This is a genomic window from Bradyrhizobium sp. USDA 376 (assembly GCF_054063675.1).
Genome location: NZ_JBSSGN010000001.1, coordinates 7643194 through 7665010 on the forward strand (window position 1 = coordinate 7643194; position 21817 = coordinate 7665010).

Consider the following 21817-nt stretch of genomic DNA (forward strand, 5'->3'; position numbering starts at 1 on the left):
ACGCCCGTCACACATCAGGTGTCATCGCCCGGCGAAGACCGGGCGATCCAGTATTCCAGAGACGGTTGTGATTGAACTGGAGGGCCGCGGCGTACTGGATGCCCCGCTTTCGCGGGGCACGACAGCGTCATTTGCCGAGAGAGCGCTCTTAGCTCACACACTCATTGACATGGACGAGCCGGCAGTCGTTGAGGCGCCTTGGCCCTGCCCACCTTGCCGCTGCATCAACTGTGCGAACAGATCGTAGGCCGAATTGGCGGAGGACCTGGAGGCGCCCGGCACCGTGGTCGACATCTTGAAGCCGTCGGCATAGGTGACGGTGGTGGTGGTCGAGCCGTCGGCATTGGTCGTCGTGGTCGAGGTCGATCCGCCGCTCGATGACGACGAGGAATCCGAGCCGCTGCCGGAGGCCTCGTCCGCGTCGCTTGCGCCATGGGCATGGTGGCCGCCCTTCAGCGCCTTCGACATCTCATCCAGGCTGACGCTGCCGTCCGAATTCGAATCCAGCTTCGAGAACACGTCATCGGCCTGCGCCAGATTGGTGCCGCCGGCACCGAGCGCGTCCTCGAATTCCGACTTGGTGATGCTGCCGTCGCCGTCGGCATCGATCTGCGAGAACAGGTGCTTCAGCGCGGCATCGCGGCCCGACGAGGTCGAGGACGTCGAGCTGGACGAGGTCGAGGTGGTCGCGCTGTCGGTGCCGTCCGAGGACTGGCTTTGCGCGGCGAACAACGCGTTCATCGTCTCCGGCGAGATCTGCGGATATTTGCCTGCGTTGACCGATGAGGTGGCGTTGCCGGTCGTGCTGCTGCCGCTGTCGATCGCGAACGGATTGGTCGGCGCGCTCTGCGCGGATCCCGTCTTCTGCGTCGACGACGACGATTTCGAGTTCGTCAGCGACTGGATCGCGTCGAGCGCACTCGAGACGGCGCCAAGGGCGAACAACATTGCACAACTCCAACCGATGCGCGGCATGCCGCGGCCAATGTTCTGCAGGTGAAGTCAGCAAGCGTCGTGCCAGCGCGAAAAGCTCAATGAAATCCGCATTCGCCACGCTGTGCAGGTCGCGGGAACACCGGCAATTCATGCCGCAGACGGCAGAATTTTCCGCCCACAGGAAGCGTGCCCCTGCTGCATTGCCCGCCACGGAGGCCCATGTTACGCGAGGCCCATTCGTCGTCCGGCCGCCACGGGAAACAGCGCCATGACCCAAGCCTTCACCCCCCGCCCCCTGGCCATCGCGCCCTCGATCCTGGCCTCGGATTTCTCCAGGCTCGGCGAGGAAGTGCGCGCGGTGGACGCCGCCGGCGCCGACTGGATCCATCTCGACGTGATGGACGGGCATTTCGTCCCCAACATCTCGTACGGTCCCGACGTCATCAAGGCGATGCGCCCGCACACCAAGAAGATCTTCGATGCGCATCTGATGATCTCGCCCTGCGATCCCTATCTCGAGGCCTTCGCGAAGGCCGGCTGCGACCACATCACGGTGCATGCGGAGGCCGGTCCCCATTTGCACCGCTCGCTCCAGGCCATCCGCGCGCTCGGCAAGAAGGCCGGCGTCTCGCTCAACCCGGGCACGCCCATCGGCGTACTCGAATACGTCCTCGACCTCGTCGACCTCGTGCTGGTGATGTCGGTCAATCCCGGCTTCGGCGGCCAGGCCTTCATCCCCTCGGCGATCGGCAAGATCCGCGACATCCGCGCGATGACGGCGGGCCGTCCGATCGACATCGAGGTCGACGGCGGCGTCGGTCCCGACGTCGCAGGCCCGCTGGCCGCGGCCGGCGCCAACGCCTTCGTCGCCGGCACCTCCGTATTCAAGGGCGGCACTCAGGACGCCTACAAGACCAACATCGCCGCGATCCGCAACGCGGCGCTCGGGGCACGCGGCGAGGCCATCTGACGGCGGGTCGCGGTCCGAACCGGCCTTGCGGCCGCTGCGACCAACAGGAATGGACGAGATCCGCGCCACTCCCTTTTCCGCAGGCCTGCAGCGCCTGCGCGCCGAGGCCTTGCAGGACGGCGAGCAGGTGATCTGGCAGGGCCAGCCCGACGGCGTCGCCCGCGTGATGATGTGGCGATTTCTCTGGTGGATCGGATGGCCCTGGCTGTTGCTGACCGTCGTCGCCGCCGGAGCCGATTGGATCGACCAGGCGGTCCACCCTCTCCTGATGCTCGGGGTTGCGATGGTTGCGGCCCCACTGGTGATGCTGCTTCAAGACCTGCAGACTCTCTATCTGATCACCGATCGCCGCGCGCTCATCCTGCGAACGGCCTGGGGCCGACGGACGGTAAGCCCAACGCCGTTCGGGACCATGGACGCAGTCTTCGAAATCCTCGACATCGGCCGCGGCGCCAGCCACCTCAACTTCGCATCTGGGCGATCGACCCGTTCGCCCGATACCGACTACACCGGCCGCTATGGATTTCGCTGCGTTCGCGACGCTCCACGCCTGCGCGACATCCTCGAAGCCGCGCGCGCAGGCAAGATACGGCGGGCGCCCCCGGAAAAAGCTGCGGTTCTTACGGGCGCTGCGGCGCGCGATGCCTAAAATTACAACTTCGACCCGTACTCATCCGGGCTTCACTGATTCGTGCAAATCACTGCAAGTGATTCCTGCCTGTTTTCGCGGGAGCACATCATGACGACGACCCTGGTTTGGACTGGCGTGGCGTTGTGGATTGGTTTCAGTGCGTTTGTCGTGTTCGGCCCATCGGCCGGACCGGTCGAGGCCCCGGCACGTTCGGCCCGCAACATCCGCCGCGACCGTTATCGGGCCTGACGCCCATGCAGATCGCCCTCGTGAAGCGCCAGCCGAAACGCAGGTGCCGGATTCCGCGGCGCCCGCATCCGAACCTCGACTATTTCTTCGGTCGGTTCGAACGCACTGACGGCGCGCCGGTCGACGATAACAGGCTCGACAATTCGGACCTGGACCATCCGTCGCAGCGCCACCACTGAAGATCTCGGGAACGCCCCCATGAAACCGCATTGCCCGAACTGCCTGAAGGAAATGACCAAGGCATCCGCGTCGCGTAACCTGTTCAATTGCGAGCCCTGCCGCGAGATCATCCAGTACTTTGGCGGCAGCGCGGACCACGGCGAGCCCGATCCGCAATTCTCCTGGCCCATCCGCCGCAAGCGCGTCGTCCACACCGCTCACGCGGCCTGATTTCGTCTCAAGCGCGATGAGATTCGGAGGAATCGTCATCGCGCTTTGGGTTGTTGTTTGCGCATGATCTTTCCGGAAAACCGCTTCGCACTTTTCCGGATCATGCTTTAGCCAACCTCATCCGCATCCGCAGCCATTCGTGGCGGCCGCACCACGGTGACGGTGCAGGCCGCCTCCGCGGCCACCTTGGCCGAGACGCTGCCGAGCAGCGTGCGGCGGAACGAGCTCTGCCGCGCGCCGATGATGACGTGGTCGACCTGGTTGACCTCGGCGAACTCCAGCAGCGCCGCCGCGGGATCGACCGCCTCCAGCACGTGAACCGACAGCCGGCTCTCATCTAACTTCAGCGGCGTCGCCCAATGGCGGAGCGCGACCATGCGGTCGATATGCTTGTTGGAGCCCTGCTCGTCCAGGGTCCGGTCGATCGCGATGCGGTTGAGCTTGAGGACGTTGACGCAGGCAAGCCGCGCCGAGGGCAGCGTGGCGAGAATGCGCTCGGTGGTGACGCGCAGCGCCTCGTTCAGCTCCGGCGCGCCCTCCACCGTGTCGAGCGCGACCGCCAGGATCGGGCTCGATGCGATTTGAGCTGCGACATCCGATTTCGCGCGCGGCGCCATGACGCCCTGATTGAAGCGCCGCCGCCAGGCGACGCTGAGCGGATCGCGCTTCAGCCGCTCCGAGCGCGCGGTGAGCTTGACCTGGTCGGGATAAGCGAGATCGAAGGCGAGTTGGGACGCGGTCGGATAGCGCCACACCGGCTCGATCTCGAGGCAGCGCAGCACCACCTCCTGAAGCCAGGGCGGATAATCGGCGCGAAGCGCGCGCGGCGGATGCGGATCGCGCCACAGCCTCCGCCGCATCGCGCGCAGCGTCTCGCCCTCGCCGAACGGACGCTCGCCCGTGGTGAAGAAATAGAGCAGCACGCCGAGCGAAAACAGGTCGCTGCGCGGATCGTCGCGCACGCCCAGCAGCCGCTCCGGCGCCATGTAGGGCGCGGTGCCGTAAGGCAGTCGAAACTCCTCCTGCAGAAGATCAGGCAGATGGTCGTGATGCGACAGGCCGTAGTCGATCAGCACGGCTTCGCCGCTATCGCGAAACATGATGCTGCTCGGCTTGATGTCGTGATGGATCACGTTCTGCCGATGCAGGTCGGCGAGCGCGGTCGCGACCTTGGCGACGAGCTGCCGCGCCTCGTCATACGGCAGCGGCAGGTCGGGCAGCCGCTTGTAGAGCGTGGTCCCGGAGATGCGCTCGATCACGACATAGGCCTGGTGCGCAAAATCGCCGGTGCCGAAACACGTGGGCACGTGCGGCCCCGCAAGCCGCGGCAGGATCATCATCTCCATCTCGAAGGAGACGATCGCGGCCGGGTCCTCGCCCTCCGACACCCGCGGAATCTTCATCAGCAGCGGCACCTCGATGCCGGGATGGGTGACGGTCCACAGTGTCGCCATGCCGCCGGCATGGACGCATTCGCCGATGGTGTAGCCGTCGATCACCGCGCCTGACTTGACCAGGGGTTTCGGCATCGGCCTCTAGCGCCCCTGCGACAGCCGGTCGGCGAGCCAGTGCGGCAGGCCGTTCTCGCGGATCCGGCTCGCGGCCGTCTCGATATCATAGGGCGCGCGGCAATAGGTGATCTGGCACGACACCGTGTCGAACAGCGCGAAGGCCGCGGACGGATCGCCGTCGCGGGGCTGGCCGACCGAGCCGAGCACCACGAGCCATTGCCGTCCGCGCAGCAGCGGCACCGAGACGTCGGTCTTGGGCACGAGGCTCGTCATCTTCGCCGTCACCGACATCGAATAGAGCGCCGGACGGTGGATGTGACCGCAAAAGGTGACATGGGCGGGTGTCGATATCAGGCTCTTGGCGGCATCCGCCGTCGAGCGGACATAGTGCCAGCGCTGCGGGCTGGAGGCTTCCGAATGCACGAACAGGCGGTCGCCGTCCTCCACCAGCATCGGCAATTCGGCCAGGAATCGCCGCTGCGCGGCATCGAGCCGGCCGCGAGTCCATTCGATCGCGATCTGCGCCTCGGCATTCATGGTCTCGGCCGAGGAATTGACCGCCTGGTCGTGATTGCCGCGCACGGCAACGGCCCCCTGCGCAACCAGCTCCATCGCGGTATCCACGACCCATTCCGGATCGGCGCCATAGCCGACGAAGTCGCCGAGCAGGATGAACCGCTCCGCCCCCTTGGCGCGGGCAACCTTCAGGCAGGCCTCGAACGCCTGCCGGTTACCGTGGATATCCGAGAAGACAGCGAGAAGCACGCACCCTCCACCCTCAAATTCTTATTGGAGGCCGATAAGGCCAAATTGAGGGAGGTCAAGAGGATGCGCCAGCACTGGGCCGTTTACCAGCGCAGCCCTGCGGTGATGGTGAAAGGCCTATTGCTCGTCCTTCGGCGGCATCCGGGGCGGCGGAATCGGGGTGAACAGCGCGCCTTGCGCACCGGCCGGCGGAGCATTGAATTCACCGGTCGAGGAATCGCCGCCGCTTGTCTCCAAAATCGTCTTGGGCGTCACATATTCCCGGACCATGTCGATCAGGCTGCCGTCGCCGCCGCCGAAATCGGCCGCGCGCCCGCCTTGCGGATGCCCGGCCGCGATCTCGTTCTCCGCGGCATGGGTCTTGTCGGCCAGTCTGTCATTGTAGGGCACACGAAAGGCGCGCGGGATGCCGCTCGGACGATTGTCATCGTCCAGCGCCTCGACCCAGAAATAGATCGAGCCGGGATCGCCCTCCAGCGAATGCGGCTCGACGATGCGGGCCTTCAGCAGCTTGAAGGAGGCCGGCAGCCGGTCGGCGCTCGCCCACCCGAGCAGCCCGCGCATCTCGGTGAAGCTGACGACATAAAAGGCGCTGGTCACGACCACCGCGACCGCCTTCAGCGACCAGTGCAGCCGCGCATAGACCAGCACGACCAGCAGCAGGGCGCCGATCACGGCGTAGGCGACCGACAGCGTGAGGATGACCGTTTGCAGGCTAGTCACGGCGTACCCTCGCAGTGTTCCTGCTTACACCGGTCCGCGGATCGAGATCGGCGCCGTTGCGCCAGCTGCTGCGGAACGTCTCCAGCAGCGATTTCGGCCGCTGATCGACATTGACGACCTTGCCTTCCGCATCGATGCGGAATCGCACCGCGGTCTTCTCGTCGCCGGTGTGGTCGAGCGTGAACTTGTTGTCGAAGACGACCTGCGCGGTCGGATTGAGCTTCTGCACCTTGACATTGGCCTGGACCGGTTCGCCGGTCGTGGCGGCGAAATGCGAGACATTCACCGTGTATTCGCCGGCGAGAATGCCGCGCACCGTGACAATCTCCTCGCGGATGGGGGAAGCGATCTTCTTGCCGGCCACCATGATGAAGTCGTTGGCCCCGCCGCGGTCGTCGCGGTCGAGCGTGAGGAAGCCGGCCTCGCGGTGGCGATACCAGGCGATGTTGCCGGCGGGATCCTGCACAAACAGGTCGAGATCGTCGGGGTGGTTGTCCGGCCAGTCCAGCGTGATCATGAACTCGGCCTTGGAGTCGATCTTGCCGTCCTTGGCATCCGGGGACACCGCGAGCAGCGCGAGAAAGAACAGGAAGGCGATCACCTGGAGCGCCTTGAACAGCATCACGCCCAGGGGATCGAACGACTCCTCGCGCGGATAGAGGCCGAAATCATCCATCATGACGGAGTTCCGGCGACTTTAATTCCAGCGCCCTTGCGTTCCAAAACCGGCGTCACATAGGTCTCGGTCAGCACCACCGCATCCGAGAACACCCGCTGGGTCGCGGCATCCAGCATGTAGTATTGGATGCGGACCAGAATCGAGCCGACGAGGCCGGCCAGCGTCGTGTACATCGCGACCGCCATGCCGTCGCTCATCAAGCCCATCGAGGAGCGCATCGCGACCTTGTCGGCGGCATCCAGCCCCGCGATCGGCGCCAGCATGATGATGAAGCCGATGATGGTGCCGAGCAGGCCGAGCTTCATCAGCGTGTCCGAGACGAAGGCGCCGAACCCGTTGGAGCCGCGCAGGCGGTCCGCCAGCGTCCGCAGCAGCAGCGTCTGGTCCACGGGGCGGTAATCCTGCGCCGCCGCCTTCGTCACCAGGCTCTCGATGTGATCGCGCACCAGCCCGCGCGGCAGCGCCGCCGCACGCGCATCGAGCACCTTGCCGCCGTCGGGCGCCGCGAGCGCTGCCCGGCAACGCCGCGTCGCCGCCCCCTCCCGCGCGATCGCCCGCGTGCGCAGGAAGCAATGGCCGCAGGTCAGGATGTAGAGCACCGCGATGACGCTCGAAATGTAGGTGCGGTCCGAGGTCAGCATCAGATGGATCAGGCCGAAGCGCCACAGCAGCACGACGGCGAAGACCGACAGCCCGGTGAAGATCATCCAGAACAGCAACGCGCTGCGCTCGGATGGGTCGGCAGCCTGGCCCGTGATCGGTCCCATCGTCATCGAACTCATGCTGCACCGCTCCTTGCTCGCAACGATGGGCCTATAAAGATTCCTGCCCGATTAGATCAAAACCGCGGCGCCCGGTCCAAAGACCCATGCCCAATCCGGCTTGGGAAATTTGCCCGAGCTGCAATCCGGCCCAAACCCCGCAATTGGCAAGGCGCGGCGGCGTTGTTAGGCTGATCCTACCAAACGTCGGGGGTGATCGCATGCGCCTCGTGCTTCAGCTTGTTGCCCGCCTGCTGCTCATCGTGGCGCTGTGCCTGGGAGCCGCGACCGTATGGGCCACTTTCGAGGCCTATCGCAGCGTTGACCGGGCGACCGCGGCCTCGGCGCAGCGGGTCGCGCAGGCGCTCCAGGCGCTGTACTGGCACGAGCTGTTGTTGCGCAGCAGCAGAGCGCGCGAGCACCTGCTGCCGGTTCCGGAATGGCGCACGCTGGAGACGATGAAGCTGATCTCGCCCGGCGTCTGCGTCGAGTTCCAGCCGGCGACCGCATTCGAGAAGCCGCTCTGCGGCCAGAGCGAGGGGCTGGGCAAGACCCCGCCGCGCTGGTTCGCGTCCATTGTGCCGACCTTCCTCGGCAGCCATGCGGAGGTGGTGCGGCCCGTCAGTCCGCGCGCCGCAGCCGCCGGGACGGTGGTTGCGACGCCCGATGCGGCTGCCGCGATCTCGCTCGCCTGGGAATACATCCTCAACGTCATCGATGTCGCGCTGCTGATGGCGGCGGCGATCGCCCTGCTCGCCTCGCTCGCCATTGCGCACGCACTTGCGCCGGCGCGCGCGATCGTCACCGCTCTCCAGCGCATGGCGCGCGGACAGTATCGCACCAAACTGCCGCGCTTCCGCTCGATGGAGCTGGCGATGATCGGCAGCGCCGTCGACGAGCTCGGCGGCCGACTGGAGGAAGCCACCGAACAGCGCGCGGCGCTGACGCGACGCCTGATCGAGATCCGCGACGACGAACGCCGCGCGCTCGCCCGCGAGCTGCACGACGAGTTCGGGCAGAACCTCTCGGCCATCCTCGCCTTCGCCAACACCATCGAGACGGCGAGCGCGAAGCAGAACAAGGACGATGGGATTGCGCAGGACGCACGCATGATCTCGCAAGCCACACATCATCTGATGGCCTCGCTGCGCGATGCGCTCAAGCGGCTGCGCAATCCGCTGCCCGAGGAACTCGGGCTCGAGGCAAGCCTCGTCAATCTCGTCGACAGCTGGCGCTCGCACAGTACGGCGCGGCCCACGATCCAGCTCGACCTCAGGGGCGACCTCACCGACATCAGCGGCCCGGCCGCCACCACCGCCTATCGTGTCGCGCAGGAATGCCTGACCAACGCGCTGCGTCACAGTGCGGCGCGCGAGATCTCGTTGCGGGTCGAGCGGCGCGCGGGCGAGGACGATGCGCTCTTGATCCGTGTCGAGGACGACGGCGGCGGCGATGCCGCGCGCGTCGCGCAGTCGGCCGGCTTCGGCCTCACCGGCATCCGCGAGCGCGTCGCGGCGGCCGGCGGATCGCTGTCGATCCTGCCTGCAACCCGCGGCCTCAGCGTCGCCGCCACCATCCCGCTCGCCGCGTGAGGCCGACATGAGCGATGTCGCGGCAACAGGCATCTCCGTTCTGCTGGTCGACGATCATCCGATCGTGCGGCAGGGTTACCGGCGCGTGCTGGAGAGCCAGGGTGACCTGCATGTCGTGGCAGAGGCCGACAACGCCGCGGATGCCTACAGCGCCTTCAAGGCGCACGATCCTGACGTCGTCGTGCTGGACATCTCGATGCCCGGCGCGAGCGGGCTGGAGGCCATCCGCAACATCCGCGCCCGCAGCCCGCGGGCCCGTATCCTCGTCTTCACCATGCACAACGAGGCCGTGCTGGTGAAATCAGCCTTCAGCGCCGGCGCCTCCGGCTTCGTCACCAAGAGCAGCGAGCCGTCCGCGGTCGTGAACGCAATCCGCAGCGTCGCCCGCGGCGAGCGCGCCATGAGCGACGACATCGCGCATATCCTCGCCGAGGACAGCCTGTCGCCGACCGGCTCGGTGCTGGACCAACTGGGCGAGCGCGAGATCGAGATCCTGCGCCAGTTCGCCGGCGGCGCCACCACCGAAGAGATCGCGACGCATCTCAATCTCAGTGTGAAGACGGTGCAGAACTATCACTATCTGATCAAGACCAAGACCGGCACGCGCACGGACGCGCAGCTGGTGCGGCTCGCCGCGACGTGCGGGTTGACGAAGATCTAGCAGCGGGGCTGCCCCTTCCCCCACATCACTTGAAGATCTTGAATCTGCCGGGCGGGATGGAACGGAGGCTATCCAGCCCCGGTTAGGAGTAGAGTGGAGGAATCGCCATGAGTAAGGCTCATCACAAGGCAATCGACCATCCCCCGATCATTACCGTAGGCGAGCTCATCGACGAACTTTGCCGCCTGCCTGATACGGCCGTCGTCCACTTCCGCTGCCCCATGCTCGAGCAGGAGCTGACATTCTACCGCCTTCGGAGGCGGTCAAAGGATGCCGTCGAAATTGCGGTCAATACGTATCCGGAGAGCCCGCCGGTCGTACCGGCCAATGGCGGGTTTCACCCGCGCAGGCACGCAACCGCCTCGCCCTCCGTTCACGGGAGCGCGCTTCTTCACAAGGCAAGAGGGTAAGTCAGGCGTCTAGGCCGCCTTCAACCCGCGCAGCACCAGCGCGAGCGTCGCGTCCACACGCGCCGGCAAATCGGCGTCCTTCCACTCATCGGCATGCGCCGGATGGTGGAAGCGGCAGGTCGCATCGAAGATCGCTCGCGCTGTCGCCTTGACGTCGCCCACGACGAATACGCCCTGGCTCACGCCATCGGTCAGGATCGCCGCGATCTGGTCGATCATGGTGTCCTTGTGACACTTGACGGCTGCACAGGCCTCGCGCGCCAGGGTCAGATAGGTCTCGAACATCTCGGGGTCGTCGAGCACGCGCGAACGCTTGGCTGCGAACAGCGTGCGCAGCCAGCGGTCGAGCCGATCAGGCGCCGGGCCCTGCTCCCTGGCGATCGCCAGCAACGGCGCGTCGATGCGGTCCAGCCAGCGCTTGGCAACGGCCTCGCGCAGCGAGGCCTTGCTCGGGAAATGGCGATAGACGCTGCCGTGGCTCACATCGAGCGCACGGGCAACGTCAACCACGGTGGCCTTGGCAAGTCCGTAGCGCCGCAACACGTCCTCGGTGACTTCGAGGATCCGCTCCGGCGTCAGGATAACGGCTTCGTTCATGCCAGCACCTTGTTCCCGTTCAGGATTCACCCGGCGACGGCGCTAATTCCGGAGCGCCCCTCACCGATCGTTTCGGAAAGCTCTCGCCTTAATGAGGCAGTTTTGCAGCCTGCGCCGCGATCTGGCGCGCCACCAGCAAATTGAGCCAATGCCCAATCGTACCGGTGAAATTGAGGATTTCGGTCGTCATTGTCTTAAGTCTCCATTCGTCCGCGGCGCCCACCTCCGAATTACGCCCCTGAATCCGCATTTGTTTCGGATCTGGGGCTCCCCGGTGGGATAACCGCGGGACGCCCAATCGGAGCGTCCGGGAACGGATATACATCTCTCGCTGACAGATTTCAATATCTGTCAGTCAATGATCCGTGATTGACAGTTAATATTTGCGGTCGGGCGGCGCCACCCCCAGCTGGCCGGTCCGGTGGATAGCTCGGCGATCCTCCTCTCCTGGGACCCAGACCGTTTGTTTCGCCCTGCCCGCTCTGTTAAATCACGGCGTAAAAAGCATTTTGGCCGGCGTCGCCTCTTAGAGGTCGCCCGCCCACCTTCCTGGAGCCGTCAGATGATCCCCCGCTATACCCGTCCCGAAATGGCCTCGATCTGGGAGCCGCAGACCCGGTTCAAGATCTGGTTCGAGATCGAGGCGCATGCGGCGGACGCCCTCGCCGAGCTCGGGACGATCCCCAAGGAGGCCGCCAAAACGGTCTGGGCCAAGGCCAAGGACGCCACCTTCGACGTCGCCCGCATCGACGAGATCGAGCGCGAGACCAAGCACGACGTCATCGCCTTCCTCACCCACCTCGCCGAGATCGTCGGCCCCGAGGCGCGCTTCGTCCACCAGGGCATGACCTCCTCCGACGTGCTCGACACCTGCCTCAATGTCCAGCTCACCCGCGCCGCCGACCTCTTGCTCGCCGACCTCGACAAGGTGCTGGCCGCGCTGAAGAAGCGCGCCTTCGAGCACAAGATGACGCCGACCATCGGCCGCAGCCACGGCATCCATGCCGAGCCCGTCACCTTCGGCCTCAAGCTCGCCTATGCCTATGCCGAGTTCACGCGCGCCAAGGAGCGCCTGATCGCGGCGCGGAAAGAAGTCGCGACCTGCGCCATCTCGGGCGCCGTCGGCACCTTCGCTCAGATCGACCCGCGCGTCGAAGAGCATGTCGCGAAAGCCATGGGCCTCGTGCCGGAGCCGATCTCGACCCAGGTGATCCCGCGCGACCGCCACGCCATGTACTTCTCGACGCTCGGCGTGATCGCCTCCTCGATCGAGCGCATCGCAGTGGAGATTCGCCACATGCAGCGCACCGAGGTGCTGGAGGCCGAAGAGTTCTTCTCCGAAGGGCAGAAGGGCTCCTCCGCGATGCCGCACAAGCGCAACCCGGTGCTGTCAGAGAACCTCACCGGCCTCTCCCGCATGGTGCGCGCCTATGTGACGCCGGCGCTGGAGAACGTCGTGCTCTGGCACGAGCGCGACATCTCGCACTCCTCGGCCGAGCGCATGATGGGCCCGGACGCGACCGTCACGCTCGACTTCGCGCTGGTGCGCCTCGCCGGCCTGATCGACAAGCTGCTGGTCTATCCCGCCAACATGCAGAAGAACCTCGACCGCCTCGGCGGCCTCGTGCATTCGCAGCGCGTGCTGCTGGCGCTGACGCAAAAGGGCGCGAGCCGCGAGGACGCCTACAAGCTGGTGCAGCGCAACGCCATGCCGGTCTGGCGCGGCGAAGGCGACTTCCTCCAGCTCCTGAAGAAGGACGCTGAAGTGAAGAAATATCTCAGCGACGCCGAGATCGAGGAGCAGTTCGACCTCGGCTATCACCTCAAGCACGTCGACACGATCTTCAGGCGCGTGTTCGGGGAGAGCTGAAACTTCCCGTCATTCCGGGGCACGCGAAGCGTGAACTATGGTGCGCGATTGCGCACCTGAGAATCTCGAGATTCCGGGTTCACGCTTCGCGTGCCCCGGAATGACGATAAAGCCCACAAAAAACGGATCCCCCCATGCCCATCGTCAACCGCATCGCCGCCCTCTCCGACGAAATGGCCGCCTGGCGCCATGACTTCCACGAGAACCCGGAGCTGCTCTACGAGGTCCACCGCACCGCCGGCATCGTCGCCGACAAGCTGCGCGAGTTCGGCTGCGACGAGGTGGTGACGGGTATCGGCCGCACCGGCGTGGTCGGCGTGATCCGCGGCCGCAAGTCGGCCTCCGGCAAGACCATCGGCCTGCGCGCCGACATGGACGCGCTGCCGATCATGGAAACCTCGGGCGTGCCCTACGCGTCGAAGGTGCCCGGCAAGATGCACGCCTGCGGCCATGACGGCCACACCGCGATGCTGCTCGGCGCCGCCAAATATCTCGCCGAGACCCGCAATTTCGACGGCACCGCGGTTCTGATCTTCCAGCCCGCCGAGGAAGGCGGCGGCGGCGGCAAGGCCATGGTCGAGGATGGGCTGATGACGCGCTGGAACATCCAGGAAGTCTACGGCATGCACAACATGCCGGGCCTGCCGGAGGGCCATTTCGCCACCACGCCCGGCGCAATGCTGGCGTCCTCCGACAACATCCAGATCACGGTCCACGGCAAGGGCGGTCACGCCGGCGCGGGTCCGCACAAATCGGTCGACAGCGTGCTGATCGGCTCGCAGATCGTCAATGCGCTGCAGTCGATCGTCGCGCGCAACGTCGATCCGCTGAAATCGGCCGTCATCTCGATCACGCAATTCCACTCCGGCACCGCCTTCAACATCATTCCTGAAGTCGCCGAGCTGGCCGGCACCGTGCGCACGCTCGACCCCGAAGTGCGCGATCTCGTCGAGCGCCGCATCGGCGAGGTCGCCGAGAGTGTCGCCCGCGCCTATGGCGGCTCGGCCGAGACCAAGTACACGCGGATGTATCCGGTGACGATGAACCATGCGCGCGAAGCCGGCCTTGCCGCCGACGTCGCCCGCGACATCGTCGGCACTGATCGCGTCAACGACAGGTTCATCCCGATGATGGGCGCCGAGGATTTCTCCTTCATGCTCGAAGCGCGTCCCGGCGCCATGGTGCTGGTCGGCATGGGCGACGGCAACGAGTGCCACCACCCGGCCTATATCTTCAACGACAACATCCTCGGCCACGGCGCCTCGTTCTGGGTGCGCATGATCGAGACGCGGATGCCGGCGGGTTAAACCGAGCCACTTCGCAGCTAACGGGCGGCAACCGCTGCCCGTTAGTCGCAGACTTCAGTCAGTCCGCCACCGTTGACGGCAACCGACGGAGACCGCCCCAGCTTGCAACCTGGACGCAGCGGCCGGCAGCCGGCATTGGTGCAGACTATCTGCCCTGTCGACTTTGCCTGAGGAGCCGCAGGCGTGGACTCCGTCCGCTTCCGTTCTTCATCGCGACGGCTAGACCCACCACTCGTTGCAACGGGTTTCTTCTCCGGGACCTTTTCGCATTCATTGTCGTCGCTGACGCGATAGCCGGCGCGGCAGACGATCTTGGTGCACTGATCGCCATCCGCCCTGAAGCCGTGGTCGCAGATCAAGGGGCACACCCGTCCGGCCTTTGCCTTGACGGCCTCGAGCACGTCGGCATTCGCGAGTTTCGCATCGAATTTCGTGCCAGCGTATTTGTTGAACAGCGTCAGCGAACGTTGTGCGGTCTCACTCCACTCGCTGTTCGGCTCAGCCTTCATGCAGCCGACGCGGCGCAGCTCGAGCTGGACGGATCTGGGGAGATCGCCCGGCAGCGAGGGGCTCGGCGGCGGCGCCAGCGCTGCAACCCTTTTGCTCTCGGCATCGGCGGCTTGCTTGTCCGCGGCCTGCTTCGTCTTGGCCTCGGCTGCGGCTTTTTCGTTCGCCTGCTTCTCCGCGAGCGCCTTTGCAGCAGCCGCCTCGGCCGCCTTGCGCTCGCGTTCGGCCGCTTCAGCCTTCGCCTGCTCGATCTGCTTCTGCTTCTCCGCGGCGATGCGCGCATCTTCGGCAGCTTTGGCGGCCGCGGCGGCCTTTTCCAGCTCCGCCTTCTGGGCGCGTTCAGCGGCGAGCTTCACCTTCTCCTGCTCGGCCAGCCGCGCCTTCTCCGTCGCCTGCGCACGCTCCTCCTCGGCGGCAATCTTCTTCAACTGCACGCGTGCGAGATTGGCATAGAAGCCGTCCGGATAGGTTTGCAGGAATGCTTCCCAGGCCTCACGCAGGCCGGCCTGAAGCGCAAGCTCGTAGTCCCTGCGCACGCTGTCCTGCGGATTGGCCTGCGGACCGGCAACGGCCGCCGGCTTCGCCGGCACCAGCGGCACGTCGTCGCCGCCGAGGGAACCATAGACATACGGCTCCTGCTTGTAGCCGGTCGCCTTGAGCACATCGTCGCGGACGAACCCGAACGCCTTGCGCAGGTCGAGCCCGGGTTTCGGCAAATGGTCGCTCAACGCCACCGCGAACGGGCTGTTGCGGGAATCGCCATCGGACGCCGTCGAGCCGGCCTTGGCCGCGAACGCGATCATGGTGTTCGGGCTGGTGGGCTCGACCTTGGCAAGCCCGCGACCGACCGCGCGCGAAGCCACCGTGCGCTTCATCGTCTTCGAAAAGGGATTGTCGCGGCAGGCATCGAGGATGACGAGCCGAAGCTGCTTGGCGGGCTCTATGCTCACCAGCACACGATCGATCGGCAGGGCTTCGTCGTAAACGTCGGTGTCGGTCTCAAGGGCTGCATCGGTCGGAATCAGGTAGTTGGTGCCGTCCACTTCGAGGCCGTGGCCTGCGTAGTAGATCACGGCGACATCGGCATCCCGCGTCCGCGCACCGAACTCGCGCAATGCCTTGCGCATTTCGGGCGCGCTCAGATCCTGCCTGACGTCGACCGTGTCGAAGCCGGCTTTCCTCAACATGCCGCCGATCAAGCCGGCGTCGTTCGCCGGATTGGCAAGCTTCGCCACGCTCTTGTAGGCGGAATTGCCGATGACGAGCGCGACCCGCTTCTCGGCAAGACAAGGGCTGCTGCCGAGGCAGATTCCAAGCACAAGAAACAGTGCTCCGAGCACAAAGGAGGAAGTCCGAACGGTATGCGTCATGTCAGTTGCATATTTCGGCCGGTATTTTATTCGCGGGATTGGAAGGGTGGTTGGCCGTTCCGAGCCGGCATCCCTTGGCGATCGGTCTGCATCCGGCGGCGTTGCAGATCATTTGCCCCGAGGCCTGCGGTGCGGATGGCGCGGCCTCCGTCTGTTTCCGGTCCGCGTCCCGCCTCCTCGAATCCTCGCGCGTGGCGACCGGCTTCTTCTCCGGAATCTTCTCGCACTCGTTGTCGTCACCGACGCGATAGCCGGCGCGGCAGGTGATCTTCGCGCATTGATCGCCGTCGGCCTTGAAGCCGAAATTGCAGACCAGCGGGCAGACCCGCCCCGGCTTCGCCTTCAGCGCATCGAGCGCGTCCACGCTCGCAAGCTTCACGTCGAACTGGGTGCCGGCATATTTGTTGAAGAGCGTCAGCGAACGCTGCGCGGCCGACGTCCACTCGCCTTCCGCGGCTGACGCCAGGCAGCCGACACGGCGCAATTCGCTCTGCACGGATTTCGTGAGCTCAGCCGCGGACAATGGTGACGTCGGCCCGGGCGACAGCGCCGCGACTTTTTGCTCGACTTCCGGTAACTGCCGGTCGGCCGCCGGCTTTGCAGCCTGCTCGGCCCTCTCGGCCGCCTGCTTTGCGGCAAGCTCGGCCTTGGCCTTCTCCGCCGCCTGCTTCTCGGCCAGCGCCTTCGCAGCCGCCGCTTCTGCCACCTTGCGCTCGCGTTCGGCCGCTTCAGCCTTCGCCTGCTCGATCTGCTTCTGTTTCTCCGCCGCGATGCGCGCCTCTTCGGCCGCCTTTGCGGCAGCGGCCGCCTTCTCCTGCTCGGCCTTCTGGGCGCGCTCGGCAATCAGCCTCGCCTTTTCCTGCTCGGCCGCCTTGGCTTTTTGTTCGGCCGCCGAGCGCGTCTCTTCGGCAGCGATCTTGTTCAGCTGCCCCTTGGCGAGGTTGGCATAGAAGCCGTCGGGATACTGCGCCAGAAACGCTTCCCAGCCGTCGCGCGTCGCAAGCTGGAGCGCGAGCTCGTAGTCTCGCCTGAGTTCCGACTGCGGATTTGCCTGCGGACCCGTTGCGACCGGCCTGGCAGGAACCAGCGGCATGTCATCGCCGCCCAGCGAGCCGTACACGAAGGGTTCCTGCTTGTTCGCGGTGCTCCTCAGCACATCATCGCGGACGAACCCGAAGGCCTTGCGCAGGTCGAGCCCGGGTTTCGGCAAATGGTCGCTCAACGCCACCGCGAACGGGCTGTTGCGAAAATCGCCGTCGGACGCGGTCGAGCCGGCCTTGGCCGCGAACGCGATCATGGTGTTCGGGCTGGTCGGCTCGACCTTGGCGAGCCCGCGCCCGACCGCGCGCGAGGCCACGGTGCGCTTCATCGTCTTGGCGAAGGGATTGTCGCGGCAAGCGTCGAGGATGACGAGCCGAAGCTGCTTGGCGGGCTCGATGCTCACCAGCACGCGATCGATCGGCAACGCTTCGTCGTAAACGTCGGTGTCGGTCTCGAGCGCCGCATCGGTCGGGATCAGATAATTGGTGCCGTCCACTTCGAGACCGTGGCCTGCGTAGTAGATCACGGCGACATCCGCATCGCGCGTGCGCGCGCCGAACTCGCGCAGCGCCTTGCGCATTTCGGGCGCGCTCAGGTCCTGCCGGACGTCAACCGTGTCGAAGCCGGCTTTCTTCAGCATGCCGCCGATCAAGCCGGCGTCGTTCGCCGGATTGGCAAGTTTCGGCACGCTCTTGTAGGCGGAATTGCCGATGACGAGCGCGACCCGCTTCTCGGCCTGCGCCGGCGCGCAAGTCACGAGAGCTGCGAATATCAATAAGCAGAAATATCGAGCGATGGCCACGCAATTCATCCGGCGGTTTTGTTCGACTGCACGATTAGTTACAGACCTCGTAATTGCCGCCGGTAGCGACGTTGGGGCTAACCCTTCCCGGGATAACTCCGCTCACGAGCCGGCATCCTTTCTGCACTGGGCGGCATCCCGCCGAATTGCAAAAGATCTGCCCGCTCGCTTCCGGCTTGGACGGCGCAGCTTCGGTTGCCTTCCGGTCTGCGTCCCGCTTCCGCGAATCTTCCCGCGTCGCGACCGGCTTCTTCTCCTGGATCTTCTCGCATTCGTTGTCGTCACCGACGCGATAGCCGGCGCGGCAGGTGATCTTCACGCATTGATCGCCGTCGGCCTTGAAGCCGAAATTGCACACCAGCGGGCAGACCCGCCCCGGCTTCGCCTTGAGCGCATCGAGTACGTCGACGCTGGCAAGCTTCACGTCGAACTGGGTGCCGGCATATTTGTTGAACAGCGTCAGCGAACGCTGCGCGGCCGACGTCCACTCGCCTTCCGCAGCCGACGTGAGGCAGCCGACACGGCGCAATTCGCTCTGCACGGATTTCGTGAGATCGGCAGGGGACAATGGCGATGTCGGCCCGGGCGACAGCGCCGCGACTTTTTGCTCGACTTCCGGTAACTGCCGGTCGACCGCCGGCTTTGCAGCCTGCTCTGCTCTCTCCGCCGCCTGCTTTGCAGCAAGCTCGGCCTTGGCCTTCTCTGCCGCCTGCTTCTCGGCCAGCGCCTTCGCAGCCGCCGCCTCCGCCGCTTTGCGCTCACGTTCGGCCGCTTCAGCTTTTGCCTGCTCGATCTCCTTCTTCTTCTCCGCCGCGATCCGCGCCTCTTCGGCCGCCTTGGCGGCGGCGGCCGCCTTCTCCTGCTCGGCCTTCTGGGCGCGCTCGGCAATCAGCCTCGCCTTTTCCTGCTCGGCCGCCCTGGCCTTTTGTTCGGCCGTAGCACGCGTCTCTTCGGCGCCGATCTTGTTCAGCTGGCCCTTGGCGAGGTTGGCATAGAAGCCATCGGGATATTGCGCCAGAAACGCTTCCCAGGCGTCGCGCGTCGCGAGCTGGAGAGCGAGCTCGTAATCCCTGCGAATGGCCTCCTGCGGATTTGCCTGGGGACCGGTCGGGGTTTGCTTCGCGACCAGGGGCACGTCGTCGCCGCCGAGCGAGCCGTAGACATAGGGCTCCTGCTTGTAGCCGGTCGCCTTGAGCACGTCGTCGCGCACGAAGCCGAAGGCCTTGCGCAGATCGAGTCCCGGCTTCGGCAGGTGCTCGACCAGCGCGGCAGCGAACGGGCTGTTTCTGGCATCGCCGTCCGATGCGGTCGATCCCGCCTTGGCTGCGAACGCAATCATGGTGTTGGGGCTGGTCGGTTCGACCTTGGCGAGGCCGCGTCCGATGGCGCGCGAGGCCAGCGTGCGCTTCATCGTCTTCGCGAACGGGTTGTCGCGGCAGGCGTCCAGGATGATCAGGCGCAGCTGCTTGGCCGGCTCGACCGCGAACAGCGCCCGCTCGACCGGGATGGTCTCGTCGAGCACGTCACCGTCCGTCTCCAGCGTCGCGTCGGTCGGAATGAGATAATTGTTGCCGTCGAGCTCGATGCCGTGGCCGGCGTAATAGATCACCGCCATCTCCGCATCGCGCGACCTGCCGGCGAACTCACGCAGCATGCGCCGCATCTCGCTGGCGCTGAGATCCAGCCTGACGTCGACGGAATCGAAGCCGGCCTTCTTGAACATGCCGCCGACCAGCGTGGCATCGTTCACGGGATTGCCGAGCTTGGGCGCGCTCTTGTAGGCGGAATTGCCTATGATGAGCGCGACCCGCCGGTCGGCATGCGCCGGTCCGCAGGCAAGGCTCATCGCAAATATCAACAAAGCAAATAGCCGAACCGGAATCACTTGCGTCCCCCCGGATGCAATTCCATGAGACTATTCGCAGCATGGCCGAATGCCAAATCCTCCTTATGTGACTATTGTCACACAAGGCATCACGGACAGCTTGGTGATCGTGCGACGAAGCGCCGCTCTCCGGTCCGGCCAGGCTGAGGTCTGATGCCGCCTCACCTCCTGCGGTTGTACCACGGCCCGGATCGCGAAAGGCGCGTGCTGCGCAGCTGCGTAGCCGCAAAAGAACAGGTTACGCGGCCCCGTCAGCGGGCCACAGAGCGCAGGCCCGTTGGCTCGTCCGCCTCCAACAGGCGGGATGTGGCCTCGTCTGAGGCGAGCGGCAGGGTGAACTGAAAGACGGCGCCCCGAGGCTCGTTTGCGCCGGCCCACATCTGTCCGCCATGCGCCTCGATGATCGAGCGGCAGATGGCGAGGCCCATCCCCATGCCTGTCGGCTTGGTGGTGTAGAAGGCCTCGAACAGGCACTCGACATTCTTCGGATCCAGTCCCGGACCGGAATCCCGCAAGGTGACATGCACGCCGTTCGATACATCCCGATCGGTGCTGATCAGCAACTCGCGCTCCTCGTCGCCAACCGCGCCCATCGCCTCGATCGCGTTGACAATCAGGTTGAGCACCACTTGCTGAAGTTGAACCCGATCTGCCTGAATGGCCGGCAAGCCTTCGGCAAGTTGCGTTCGTACCGAGACGCCGTGCTTGAACGCTTCACTGCGGGTCAGCGCGATGACCTCGAGCACGGCCTGGTTGATGTCCATATCCTCCTTTTGCGGCGGCGCTTTCCTTATCAGCGCCCGGATCCGGCCGATGATGTCGCCGGCTCGCATGCCATCGCCGGTGATCCAGCCGAACGTCTGTCGAACCCGCTCCAGATTTGGCGGTTGAGCCTCCAGCCAATTCAACCCGGCCTCGGCGTTCGCCACGATCGCGGCGATAGGCTGGTTGACCTCATGGGCAATCGAAGCCGTGAGCTGCCCCATCGTGGTGACGCGATTTGCGTGCGCGAGCTCCATCAGGGCTTCGCGGTAGAGCCGCTCGTGTTCGCGAGCTTCGGCCTCTGCCCGCTTGAGAGGCGTCAGATCGAGGACAAAGCCGACGCCTTGATCTCCACCTTGTGCAAACATCGTCCCGCCAATCAGCACGGAGACACGGCTTCCATCCTTCCGCAGATATTCCTTCTCGAATGGCTGGGCCGTCCCGAGCCGCTTCAATTCCGCCACGGTTTGCACGTCGCGGTCGCGCCATTCCGGCGGCGTGAGGTCGAATCGATGCAGGCGCCCTGAGGCGAGATCGTCCCGGTCGTATCCGACGATGCGCAGGAACGCGTCATTGGCCTCGAGAATGCGTCCCTCGACTTCCCAGATGATGATCCCGATGATGTTGGAGTCGAACAGGCGCCGGATCTTGATGTCTCGCGCTGCAAGATCGCTCTGCAGTTGAACGTTCTCCTCGGTCGCCTGTCTCCGCCGCTTCGCTTCGAGCCGCGCGAGCGCCAACGCCGCCCCCGCCAGCGCGACGACGAGGACAACGGCGCCGGCCATCAGCCAGGTCCAGCGCTCCTCGAATGCTTCGGCATGCGTCTCCCGGTCGGCGAGCCGAAAGCGCTCGTGATCCACCATCTGATCGATTTGCGAGCGGATCTCGTCCATGCTGCGGATCATCGCCAGCGCCGCCTGCCCGGACGTGCCGGCGGTCTTCACCATCTCGTCGATCTCGCGCAGCTTTGCCGAAACGGTCAGCGCCAAATGTTGCGCGCGCAGACTCTGCAACGGATCGTCCGCGACCAGCGCCTGCAGCGCCTGCGCCTCGCGCCGCACACCTTCGTCGGAGACGCCGTAGGCTTTGAGATAGGTTGGGTCGAGGGTCATTAGATACCCGCGCCGTTCGGTCTCCAGCTCGGCGGTGATCGAACGCAACCGATCGAGTGTTTCGAGCACCTGGCGGCTATGCCCAAGCAGGTCATGGGCCGCCTGCCGCTCCTGCTGATATTGCAGGCCGAGAAACCCCGTCGCAGCGAACAGCGTCAGAAGCGCCACGACCGCCACGATCAGCGGACGAGCCAGCCATCGCAAAGACGGGACCACAGCAGGGACTGACATCGGCCTTGGGTCTTCGATGCTCGTGTGACAGCGCGTCTTCTGGTGTCGACGCCAG

General features: G+C 65.4%; 20 protein-coding genes. 9 read left to right on the forward strand and 11 right to left on the reverse strand.

Going from position 1 to position 21817, the window contains the following annotated elements; genetic code table 11:
• Nucleotides 1-153: 153 nt before the first annotated feature.
• A complete protein-coding gene (locus tag ACVJ19_RS36015; protein WP_453953775.1) occupies nt 154-948 on the reverse strand; it encodes an EF-hand domain-containing protein in 795 nt (264 codons plus the stop codon).
• A gap of 256 nt (nt 949-1204) precedes the next feature.
• Here ACVJ19_RS36015 and rpe point away from each other — a divergent pair, with 256 nt between their 5' ends.
• The 5 genes from rpe (at nt 1205) to ACVJ19_RS36040 (ending at nt 3176) form a co-directional block, all read left to right on the forward strand.
• On the forward strand, nt 1205-1906 hold the full coding sequence (gene rpe, locus ACVJ19_RS36020) for a ribulose-phosphate 3-epimerase (protein WP_453953776.1): 702 nt from the start codon (nt 1205-1207) through the stop codon (nt 1904-1906).
• 49 nt (nt 1907-1955) lie between these two features.
• A complete protein-coding gene (locus ACVJ19_RS36025) occupies nt 1956-2555 on the forward strand; it encodes a hypothetical protein (RefSeq protein ID WP_453953777.1) in 600 nt (199 codons plus the stop codon).
• Between the two features lie 90 nt (nt 2556-2645).
• A complete protein-coding gene (locus tag ACVJ19_RS36030; RefSeq protein ID WP_212343183.1) occupies nt 2646-2786 on the forward strand; it encodes a hypothetical protein in 141 nt (46 codons plus the stop codon).
• 5 nt (nt 2787-2791) lie between these two features.
• On the forward strand, nt 2792-2965 hold the full coding sequence (locus ACVJ19_RS36035; protein WP_453953778.1) for a hypothetical protein: 174 nt from the start codon (nt 2792-2794) through the stop codon (nt 2963-2965).
• Nucleotides 2966-2984: 19 nt separating this feature from the next.
• Nucleotides 2985-3176, forward strand: a complete 192-nt coding sequence (locus tag ACVJ19_RS36040) for a hypothetical protein (protein ID WP_453953779.1) — start codon at nt 2985-2987, stop codon at nt 3174-3176.
• A 107-nt stretch (nt 3177-3283) separates the two neighbouring features.
• Here the strand turns inward: ACVJ19_RS36040 and ACVJ19_RS36045 are convergent, their stop codons facing one another.
• From ACVJ19_RS36045 to ACVJ19_RS36065, 5 genes are all read right to left on the reverse strand, one after another.
• The gene (locus ACVJ19_RS36045) at nt 3284-4705 is read right to left on the reverse strand and encodes a serine/threonine protein kinase (RefSeq protein WP_453953780.1); all 1422 of its coding nucleotides are present in this window, start codon (nt 4703-4705) and stop codon (nt 3284-3286) included.
• A 6-nt stretch (nt 4706-4711) separates the two neighbouring features.
• A complete protein-coding gene (locus ACVJ19_RS36050) occupies nt 4712-5452 on the reverse strand; it encodes a metallophosphoesterase family protein (RefSeq protein ID WP_453953781.1) in 741 nt (246 codons plus the stop codon).
• A gap of 117 nt (nt 5453-5569) precedes the next feature.
• The gene (locus ACVJ19_RS36055) at nt 5570-6175 is read right to left on the reverse strand and encodes a hypothetical protein (protein ID WP_453953782.1); all 606 of its coding nucleotides are present in this window, start codon (nt 6173-6175) and stop codon (nt 5570-5572) included.
• Nucleotides 6168-6854 (reverse strand): hypothetical protein, encoded by a 687-nt coding sequence (locus ACVJ19_RS36060; protein ID WP_453953783.1) that lies wholly within the window; start codon nt 6852-6854, stop codon nt 6168-6170. Before ACVJ19_RS36060 ends, ACVJ19_RS36055 begins: the two co-directional genes overlap by 8 nt.
• Nucleotides 6851-7636 carry a MotA/TolQ/ExbB proton channel family protein gene (locus ACVJ19_RS36065; protein WP_453953784.1) on the reverse strand — a complete coding sequence of 262 codons (786 nt, stop codon included), beginning with the start codon at nt 7634-7636 and terminating at the stop codon, nt 6851-6853. The genes ACVJ19_RS36060 and ACVJ19_RS36065 overlap by 4 nt, the downstream gene beginning before the upstream one ends.
• A 200-nt stretch (nt 7637-7836) precedes the next feature.
• Between ACVJ19_RS36065 and ACVJ19_RS36070 the strand changes: the two genes are divergently transcribed.
• Complete coding sequence (locus ACVJ19_RS36070; RefSeq protein ID WP_453953785.1) at nt 7837-9207, forward strand: sensor histidine kinase; 1371 nt, start codon at nt 7837-7839, stop codon at nt 9205-9207.
• Between the two features lie 7 nt (nt 9208-9214).
• A complete protein-coding gene (locus tag ACVJ19_RS36075; RefSeq protein ID WP_453953786.1) occupies nt 9215-9868 on the forward strand; it encodes a response regulator in 654 nt (217 codons plus the stop codon).
• 419 nt (nt 9869-10287) lie between these two features.
• Here ACVJ19_RS36075 and ACVJ19_RS36080 read toward each other — a convergent pair whose 3' ends face one another.
• Nucleotides 10288-10875 carry a TetR family transcriptional regulator gene (locus ACVJ19_RS36080; protein WP_453953787.1) on the reverse strand — a complete coding sequence of 196 codons (588 nt, stop codon included), beginning with the start codon at nt 10873-10875 and terminating at the stop codon, nt 10288-10290.
• A gap of 562 nt (nt 10876-11437) precedes the next feature.
• Between ACVJ19_RS36080 and purB the strand changes: the two genes are divergently transcribed.
• Together purB and ACVJ19_RS36090 are read left to right on the forward strand one after the other, a co-directional pair.
• Nucleotides 11438-12745: an adenylosuccinate lyase gene (purB, locus tag ACVJ19_RS36085; RefSeq protein ID WP_453953788.1), complete on the forward strand. Its 1308-nt coding sequence runs from the start codon at nt 11438-11440 to the stop codon at nt 12743-12745.
• 134 nt (nt 12746-12879) lie between these two features.
• On the forward strand, nt 12880-14052 hold the full coding sequence (locus tag ACVJ19_RS36090) for a M20 aminoacylase family protein (protein WP_453953789.1): 1173 nt from the start codon (nt 12880-12882) through the stop codon (nt 14050-14052).
• Between the two features lie 41 nt (nt 14053-14093).
• On the opposite strand, the gene ACVJ19_RS36095 is transcribed toward ACVJ19_RS36090, so the two are convergent.
• The 4 genes from ACVJ19_RS36095 to ACVJ19_RS36110 all read right to left on the reverse strand — a co-directional run bounded on the left by ACVJ19_RS36095 (nt 14094) and on the right by ACVJ19_RS36110 (nt 21708).
• Nucleotides 14094-15929, reverse strand: a complete 1836-nt coding sequence (locus ACVJ19_RS36095; RefSeq protein WP_453953790.1) for a caspase family protein — start codon at nt 15927-15929, stop codon at nt 14094-14096.
• A 1-nt stretch (nt 15930) separates the two neighbouring features.
• Nucleotides 15931-17781, reverse strand: coding sequence for a caspase family protein (locus ACVJ19_RS36100; RefSeq protein ID WP_453953791.1), 1851 nt, complete (start codon nt 17779-17781; stop codon nt 15931-15933).
• A gap of 25 nt (nt 17782-17806) precedes the next feature.
• On the reverse strand, nt 17807-19618 hold the full coding sequence (locus ACVJ19_RS36105; protein WP_453953792.1) for a caspase family protein: 1812 nt from the start codon (nt 19616-19618) through the stop codon (nt 17807-17809).
• 290 nt (nt 19619-19908) lie between these two features.
• On the reverse strand, nt 19909-21708 hold the full coding sequence (locus ACVJ19_RS36110; RefSeq protein WP_456739494.1) for an ATP-binding protein: 1800 nt from the start codon (nt 21706-21708) through the stop codon (nt 19909-19911).
• Nucleotides 21709-21817: the final 109 nt, after the last annotated feature.

What these genes read in the sequence shown, in the direction of transcription:
- ACVJ19_RS36045 (WP_453953780.1), bottom strand. Translation starts at nt 4,705, where the DNA reads ATGCCGAAACCCCTGGTCAAGTCAGGCGCGGTGATCGACGGCTACACC.
- rpe (WP_453953776.1), top strand. Translation starts at nt 1,205, where the DNA reads ATGACCCAAGCCTTCACCCCCCGCCCCCTGGCCATCGCGCCCTCGATC.
- ACVJ19_RS36100 (WP_453953791.1), bottom strand. Translation starts at nt 17,781, where the DNA reads ATGAATTGCGTGGCCATCGCTCGATATTTCTGCTTATTGATATTCGCA.
- ACVJ19_RS36015 (WP_453953775.1), bottom strand. Translation starts at nt 948, where the DNA reads ATGTTGTTCGCCCTTGGCGCCGTCTCGAGTGCGCTCGACGCGATCCAG.
- purB (WP_453953788.1), top strand. Translation starts at nt 11,438, where the DNA reads ATGATCCCCCGCTATACCCGTCCCGAAATGGCCTCGATCTGGGAGCCG.
- ACVJ19_RS36080 (WP_453953787.1), bottom strand. Translation starts at nt 10,875, where the DNA reads ATGAACGAAGCCGTTATCCTGACGCCGGAGCGGATCCTCGAAGTCACC.
- ACVJ19_RS36030 (WP_212343183.1), top strand. Translation starts at nt 2,646, where the DNA reads ATGACGACGACCCTGGTTTGGACTGGCGTGGCGTTGTGGATTGGTTTC.
- ACVJ19_RS36105 (WP_453953792.1), bottom strand. Translation starts at nt 19,618, where the DNA reads ATGAGCCTTGCCTGCGGACCGGCGCATGCCGACCGGCGGGTCGCGCTC.
- ACVJ19_RS36090 (WP_453953789.1), top strand. Translation starts at nt 12,880, where the DNA reads ATGCCCATCGTCAACCGCATCGCCGCCCTCTCCGACGAAATGGCCGCC.
- ACVJ19_RS36095 (WP_453953790.1), bottom strand. Translation starts at nt 15,929, where the DNA reads ATGACGCATACCGTTCGGACTTCCTCCTTTGTGCTCGGAGCACTGTTT.
- ACVJ19_RS36070 (WP_453953785.1), top strand. Translation starts at nt 7,837, where the DNA reads ATGCGCCTCGTGCTTCAGCTTGTTGCCCGCCTGCTGCTCATCGTGGCG.
- ACVJ19_RS36035 (WP_453953778.1), top strand. Translation starts at nt 2,792, where the DNA reads ATGCAGATCGCCCTCGTGAAGCGCCAGCCGAAACGCAGGTGCCGGATT.
- ACVJ19_RS36065 (WP_453953784.1), bottom strand. Translation starts at nt 7,636, where the DNA reads ATGAGTTCGATGACGATGGGACCGATCACGGGCCAGGCTGCCGACCCA.
- ACVJ19_RS36075 (WP_453953786.1), top strand. Translation starts at nt 9,215, where the DNA reads ATGAGCGATGTCGCGGCAACAGGCATCTCCGTTCTGCTGGTCGACGAT.
- ACVJ19_RS36040 (WP_453953779.1), top strand. Translation starts at nt 2,985, where the DNA reads ATGAAACCGCATTGCCCGAACTGCCTGAAGGAAATGACCAAGGCATCC.
- ACVJ19_RS36025 (WP_453953777.1), top strand. Translation starts at nt 1,956, where the DNA reads ATGGACGAGATCCGCGCCACTCCCTTTTCCGCAGGCCTGCAGCGCCTG.
- ACVJ19_RS36060 (WP_453953783.1), bottom strand. Translation starts at nt 6,854, where the DNA reads ATGATGGATGATTTCGGCCTCTATCCGCGCGAGGAGTCGTTCGATCCC.